Raw genomic sequence first — 6,510 nt, 5'->3', positions numbered from 1 at the left:
CGGCGCCGGCCGCCCCGTCCCCGGCCGACGGCCTCGCCCGCACCCCGCCGATGGGCTTCAACAACTGGAACTCCACCCACTGCCGCGCCGAGTTCGACGAGTCCATGGTCAAGGGCATCGCGGACCTCTTCGTGCAGAAGGGTCTGAAGGACGCGGGCTACCAGTACGTCAACCTGGACGACTGCTGGGCCCTGCCGGAGCGCGACGCGAACGGCAGGCTGGTGCCCGACCCCGTCCGCTTCCCCCACGGGATCAAGGCGGTCGCGGACTACGTGCACGCCAAGGGGCTCAAGCTCGGCATCTACACCAGCGCCGGCACCAAGACCTGCAACAGCGCGGGCTTTCCGGGCGCCCTGGGCCACGAGTACGGCGACGCGCGGCAGTTCGCCGAGTGGGGCGTGGACTACCTGAAGTACGACAACTGCAACAACCAGGGAGTCGACGCCAAGGAGCGCTACCGGACCATGCGGGACGCGCTGAAGGCCACCGGCCGGCCCATCGTGTACAGCATCTGCGAATGGGGCGAGAACAAACCCTGGGAGTGGGCCGCGGACGTCGGCCACCTGTGGCGGACCACCGGTGACATCAGCGACAGCTGGAGTTCGATGCTGTCGATCCTGAAGCAGAACCTCCCGCTCGCGCCGTACGCCGGCCCGGGCCGCTGGAACGATCCCGACATGCTCGAGGTCGGCAACGGCGGCATGACGGACACCGAGTACCGCTCGCACTTCTCGCTCTGGTCGGTCATGGCCGCGCCGCTGCTCATCGGCACCGACCTGCGCAAGGCCTCCCGGGCGACCTACGAGATCCTGGGCAACAAGGAGGTCATCGCGGTCGACCAGGACCCGCTCGGCAAACAGGGCGTGGTCGTCTCCTCCGGGGGCGGGCGCTGGGTCGTCGCCAAGGAGATGAAGGACGGCAGCCGGGCGGTGGCCCTGTTCAACGAGTCCGGCACCGCGCAGCGCATCGCCACCAGCGCGGACGCCGTCGGCCTGCCCGACGCCGCCGGCTACACCCTGCGCGACCTGTGGCAGCACCGCAGCTACCACAGCGCCGGCACCATCGCCGCCACCGTTCCGGCACACGGCACGGTGCTGGTGCGCGTCTCGGCCGACCCGCGCTGGGCCGCCCACCCGCCCGCCGTCGAACTCGGCCTGGACGGCAGCCCGTTGCTGGAGGCGGCCACCCCCGCCACGCTGACCAGCACCGTCACCGACCTCGGCCGCACGCCCGCGCGGCGGGTGTCCGTGACGCTGACCGGCCCCGCCGGCTGGACCGTACGGGCCACCTCCGCGGCCTCGGCGCCCAGCCTCCCCGCCGGCGGCACGCTGCGCACCGGCTGGCGGGTGACCGCCCCGGCCGGCACCTCCACCGGCTCGTACGGCCTCACCCTGCGCACGCGTTACCGCTCACCGTCGGGCACACCGGTCACCAGCACCCTCCCGCTGAGCGCGTCCGTCGTCGTGCCGCCGCCCGCGGGGACCTCGTACCTCGGCGATCTGCCGTGGCTGTCGGCGACCAGCGGCTGGGGTCCGGTGGAGCGCGACACCAGCAACGGGGAGAGCGCCGCCGGCGACGGCGGTCCGCTCACCATCGGCGGGACGGTCTACGCCAAGGGGCTCGGCGTCCACGCGCTCAGCGACATCTCCTTCTACACCGGCAAGGCCTGCGAGAAGGTCACGGCGGACGTCGGCGTGGACGACGAGAAGGGCTCGAAGGGCACGGTCGCCTTCGAGATCTGGGCGGACGGCACCAAGGCCGCCGCCACCGGTGTCCTGACCAACGCCCTGCCCGCCCAGCCGCTCACCGCCGACGTCAGCGGCGCCGAGGTGGTCCGGCTCGTCGTCACCGACGGCGCGGACGGTGTCGACTCGGACCACGCGGACTGGGCCGAGGCACGGCTGGTGTGCTGAGCGGCTCGCGTACTGAGCGGCCCGGGCCGGGGCCGCGCGCTGGACACGCCTACGGCTGCGGCTCCGGCTCCAGCCGTGGCTTCGGCTTCGCGAAGCAGCACGGCTGCACGGCTGCACGGCTGCACGGCTGCACGGTGGTGAGGCTCCCGGCTCCCGGAGGAAGCCCTGCACAGTCCACTGGGTGAGCGTCGACGCAGCCACCGGCCAGCAGCCCGCCGGGCCCCGGACATGCGCGTCCGCGGCCCGGCGGGCAGGCCCCCCTACTCCTGGGACGCGCGCCGGCACGCGTCCAGGGCGAGCTGGGCGGGGACGTATTCCCGCCGCAACTCGAAGTAGCAGGCCCGCACGCTCTCCGGGCTGCCGTCGGCCGCGGTGCGACAGGCGTGCTCGACCACGGCGGGATCCGCGCCGGGATGCTGCTCCAGGACCTGGTAGAAGCATGCCTGCGGGGTCGCGTTGGCGGCCGGGGCCGCGGCCACGACACCGCCGAGGGCGAGGGCGAGGCCGCCGACGGCGGCGGCGAGACGCTTGAGCATCGCTGCTCCTTCCGGATGACGGCGCCGAGTTGACTACTCAGCGCGACTGATCGTCACGAGATGTACCCGGAGGTTTCGCCCGTGACGCGGAAGGCGCAGGTTGTGCAGGGGGCCCGACGGGGCTCATGGGGCGCATGTCACCAACCGCCCGGCCACGGACGCCGGTTCGCACTCCCCCGAGCCTCAGGAGCCGCGGTCGGAGGTCTTGGAACCCCGGAGCGCCGACGCCGCCAGGCGCCCCGACCGGGCCCCGCAGCTGCCGCCGGGATCAGGAGTTGTGCCTGACCGTCCGCCGGATCCAGCCCGCGTACGCGGGCGCGCTGGTGTAGAGCCCCGGCCCGGCCGAGCACGGGACACCGGGGGTGCCCGGGCCCGAGGTCACTCCGATGAGCTCCCACCGCCCGTGCCGGCCCTTCTGCAACTGCGGCCCGCCGGAGTCCCCGAAGCACGCCATGGCCGCGGGCACGCGGCTGATCGTGCACAGCCGGGTCCGGTCGGCGTATCCGGGGGCGCATTCGGTCTCGGCGCCCCGGCGCGTCCGGAGCTCCCGCAGCCGTTCCGGGAACGTCAGTTCGGAGTCGGAGGTGGTGCCGAATCCCAGAATCCGGGTGGGGGTGCCGGGACGTCCGGCCCGTTGTGCGATCCGGACGGGCTTCTCGGAGACGGGGCGGTCCAGGCGGACCAGGGCGATGTCGTCCCTGTTGGCGGCCTTCCCGTCACCGTTCACGTAGCCGGGGTGGACGAAGGTCCGCTCCATGGCCCGGACGGTCCCCCCGGACTTCCGGTCCGTGCTGCCGATCCGGACGAGGCCGTCCAGCCGAAGCCCGTCGCCCCGCACGCAGTGGGCCGCCGTCAGCACCCACTGCGGATCGATCAGCGAGGCTCCGCAGTTGCCGTCGTACAGCCCCTGCTCGGGCGCCGATACCGGGATCACCGCCATGAACGGGTAGTGCTCCGTCGGCTCGGTCCCGTTGACGATGGCTCCGGCGCTGCCGGCCATCAGCGTGGCGCACGTTGCCACCGCGAGTGCGCCGGCCGTGGCCGTGCGGGCCGCCCGGCGGCGGACCGACTTCATGGTGAACATCCAGTGTTCCCTTCCTTCGTACAGCTGGATGGTTCAACCCTGTTTGTTTCGATGCCGGCCGGGCCATACGGCCGGCACCCGGACACGGCGGGGTCGTTCCCCCGCCGGTTGTGGGGGGAGGACCCCCGGACCAGGACGGTGGCAGGCCTCAGCGCGGTCCGCGCCGCAGCGCAGGAAGATCACTGCATCGGCTCGGGAAGCCGCCGCATTCGAGGAGCGATCACCATGCACGGACACAGCAAGCCGATCGGCCGGCGAGGACTGCTCGCGCTCACGGCGGCGCTCGCCGCCACGGCGGTGGCCGCACCGGTGGCTTCCGCGGCCCCGTCCTCACCCTCCGTACCCGGCGCGTCCCCCGCGTCCCCCGCGGGCGTCGTACGCTCTCTGGAGCGGGCCGCGCACCCGCTGCGCTCCACGGATCCCGGCGGTTCGACGGCGGACCTGCGGGCGCTGGGCGCCATGGTCGGAGGCGCGAACGTGGTGGGGCTCGGCGAGGCCACGCACGGTTCGCACGAGTTCTTCGCCATGAAGCACCGCGTCTTCCAGTACCTCGTCGAGGAACGCGGCTTCACCACCTTCGCCCTGGAGATGAGCTGGTCGGCCGGGCTCAGGATCGACGAGTACCTCCAGGGCGGCCCCGGCGATCCGCGGCGGATCGCACGGGAGACGCTGGCCGGATCCCCCTGGGAGCGGGAGGAGTTCGTCCGTCTGATCGGCTGGATGCGCGACCACAACCACCGCCACCCCGACCGCCGGGTCCACTTCATGGGCGACGACCTCGGGGCACCGGAACTGGGCGACCACGTCTTCGAACGGGTCCTGTCGTCCCTCGCCACGGCCAGGCCGGAGGCACTGCCCCGGCTCACGGAGTTGTACGCGGGGCTGCGCCCCTTCGACGACATCTTCGCCCACCTGCGCAAGCCTCTCGCGGAACGCAAGGAGAACGCCGCGCAGGCCCAGGAGGCCCTCGACCTGGTCGCCGGGCACCAGGAGGCCGGTGGCGCGGACTACGCGTGGACCGTGCAGCACGCCCGGAACATCGCGCAGACCTTCGCCTTCGCCACCGTCGACCTGGCGGATCCGGCCTCGGTCACGGCCGCGGAGGTGCTGCGCGACCAGGCCATGGCCGACAACGTGCTGTGGTGGCAGCGCCAGACCGGCCACCGGATGCTGCTGTCAGCCCACAACGGCCACGTCGGCTACCTGTCCGCCCATCCCGACATGTACCCGCGCACCCAGGGCACCGTGCTGCGCGACTGCCTGGGCCGCGACTACGCGGCGATCGGCTTCACCTTCGCCGGCGGCTCCTTCCTCACCAAGGACACCTCCCTCGACGGCGACTGGAAGCCGGTCACCGTTCCGGCGGCGCGCCCCGGCATGCACGAGCACACCCTGGACCGGGTCGGGTGCCGGGACTTCTACGTAGACCTGCGGGCGGCACCCGCCGAGGCCCGGACCTGGCTCAACCGGCCGCGGCCGGTCTACGACGCCGGTTCGACCTTCACCCCCGACCCCCCGCCCACTCTCGCGATCGGCCGGGCCTACGACGTTCTCGTCCACCTCAACCGGGTCCGGGCGGCCGACAGGCTCTGAACCCCACCCCGCTCGTCGTGCCGAGCGGCGACCGCCCGGGACTGCCGCGGGCGGTTGATCACCCGCTCGCCTCCCCGCCGCCGTTCCCCGCTCGGCATCACGCAGATCACCCCGGCCCCATGCCCCCAGGAACGACTCGGGCCCGGAGCGGTCACATGACCGGCCGGACATGTCCTGGGAGCGAGGGTCATCGGCGGTCGCCCGCCGCGTCCGCTTCCGCCTGCGCGCGGATCGTGTGAAGACGCCGCCCGGGGCCTGTCGTGCGGACCATGCCGGCAGTCGCGGAGCGACAGGCCCTAGCGGCCCGCCGCCGTCACGTCCGGGGTGCGGGTCAGTGCCGCCGCGGCGGCGCCGACCAGGCCCGCGTCCGTGCCCGTCTGCGCGGGTACGACGGTGAGCCGCTGCACGAAGGACAGGGTCGCGTAGTCGGTGAGGGCCTTGCGCAGCGGGGTGAACAGGATGTCGCCCGCCTTGCCGACGCCACCGCCGATCACCGCTATGTCGATCTCGACCAGGGTCGCGGTGGCCGCGATTCCGGCGGCCAGTGCCTGCGCCGCCCGCTCGAAGGAGGCCACGGCGACCGGATCGCCGGCGCGGGCGGCGGCGGCCACCGCGGCGGCCGAGGTGTCGCCGTCGGGGCCGGGGCGCCAGCCCTGCTCCAGGGCCCGGCGGGCGATGTTGGGGCCGCTGGCGATGCGCTCCACACAGCCGCGCGCACCGCACGGACAGGGATCGCCGTCCAGGTCGACGCTGATGTGGCCGATGTGCCCGGCGTTGCCGGTCGGCCCGGGATGCAGCCGTCCGCCCAGCACCAGGCCGCCGCCGACCCCGGTCGAGACCACCATGCACAACGCGTTGTCGTGGCCGCGCGCCGCGCCCTGCCAGTGTTCGGCCGCCGTGATCGCGACACCGTCGCCGATCAGCTCCACCGGCAGCCCCCCGGTGAGCGCACGGACCCGGTCGACCAGCGGGAACTCGCGCCAGCCCGGCACGTTCACCGGACTGACCGTGCCGGCCGAGGCGTCCACCGGGCCGGCGCTGCCGATACCGACCGAGGTCGCGCGTCCCCACAGCGGCGACCCGGTGAGGTCGCCGAGCACCTCCGCCACGGCCCGCATGACCGTTTCGCCGTCCTGCTGGGCGGGCGTGGCGCGCTGGGCTCTGGCCAGGATCCGTCCGGCACGGTCCACCAGCGCGCCGGCGATCTTGGTGCCGCCGATGTCCAGGGCCGCCACGAGGTCGGTGTGCATCAGAGTCAGAACTCCCCGTCGAAGCTTGAAAACCAAAGAAAGCCAGGCCGGTCAAGCGGTGGGGGCGCAGGCCGGGGACAGCGGTGGACAGTCTCTCTCGCATCTGACAACGTTGTCCAGGCTCTATGCTCGAC

Annotated in this window: 5 protein-coding genes; 2 read left to right on the top strand and 3 right to left on the bottom strand. The window is 73.2% G+C overall.

Translation table 11 applies throughout. The features are described from left to right. On the top strand, nt 1–1,913 hold a 1,913-nt coding region (locus CCN44_RS15930), incomplete at its 5' end, for an NPCBM/NEW2 domain-containing protein (protein ID WP_244203926.1). Between the two features lie 260 nt (nt 1,914–2,173). Here CCN44_RS15930 and CCN44_RS15925 read toward each other — a convergent pair. Together CCN44_RS15925 and CCN44_RS15920 are read right to left on the bottom strand one after the other, a co-directional pair. Next, nucleotides 2,174–2,449 (bottom strand): hypothetical protein, encoded by a 276-nt coding sequence (locus CCN44_RS15925; protein WP_059247830.1) that lies wholly within the window; start codon nt 2,447–2,449, stop codon nt 2,174–2,176. 268 nt (nt 2,450–2,717) lie between these two features. Next, a complete protein-coding gene (locus CCN44_RS15920) occupies nt 2,718–3,533 on the bottom strand; it encodes a S1 family peptidase (protein ID WP_086698004.1) in 816 nt (271 codons plus the stop codon). A gap of 225 nt (nt 3,534–3,758) precedes the next feature. Here CCN44_RS15920 and CCN44_RS15915 point away from each other — a divergent pair, with 225 nt between their 5' ends. After that, complete coding sequence (locus CCN44_RS15915) at nt 3,759–5,126, top strand: erythromycin esterase family protein (RefSeq protein WP_086698003.1); 1,368 nt, start codon at nt 3,759–3,761, stop codon at nt 5,124–5,126. A 296-nt stretch (nt 5,127–5,422) separates the two neighbouring features. Here CCN44_RS15915 and CCN44_RS15910 read toward each other — a convergent pair whose 3' ends face one another. Next, nucleotides 5,423–6,376, bottom strand: a complete 954-nt coding sequence (locus CCN44_RS15910) for an ROK family protein (protein ID WP_086698002.1) — start codon at nt 6,374–6,376, stop codon at nt 5,423–5,425. Between the last annotated feature and the right edge of the window lie 134 nt (nt 6,377–6,510).

The organism is Streptomyces tricolor, from assembly GCF_002155905.1.
GTDB classification, from domain to species: Bacteria; Actinomycetota; Actinomycetes; order Streptomycetales; family Streptomycetaceae; genus Streptomyces; species Streptomyces tricolor.
This window is presented reverse-complemented; position numbering and strand designations above follow the sequence as displayed.

What these genes read in the sequence shown, in the direction of transcription:
- CCN44_RS15920 (WP_086698004.1), bottom strand. Translation starts at nt 3,533, where the DNA reads ATGTTCACCATGAAGTCGGTCCGCCGCCGGGCGGCCCGCACGGCCACG.
- CCN44_RS15925 (WP_059247830.1), bottom strand. Translation starts at nt 2,449, where the DNA reads ATGCTCAAGCGTCTCGCCGCCGCCGTCGGCGGCCTCGCCCTCGCCCTC.
- CCN44_RS15915 (WP_086698003.1), top strand. Translation starts at nt 3,759, where the DNA reads ATGCACGGACACAGCAAGCCGATCGGCCGGCGAGGACTGCTCGCGCTC.
- CCN44_RS15910 (WP_086698002.1), bottom strand. Translation starts at nt 6,376, where the DNA reads ATGCACACCGACCTCGTGGCGGCCCTGGACATCGGCGGCACCAAGATC.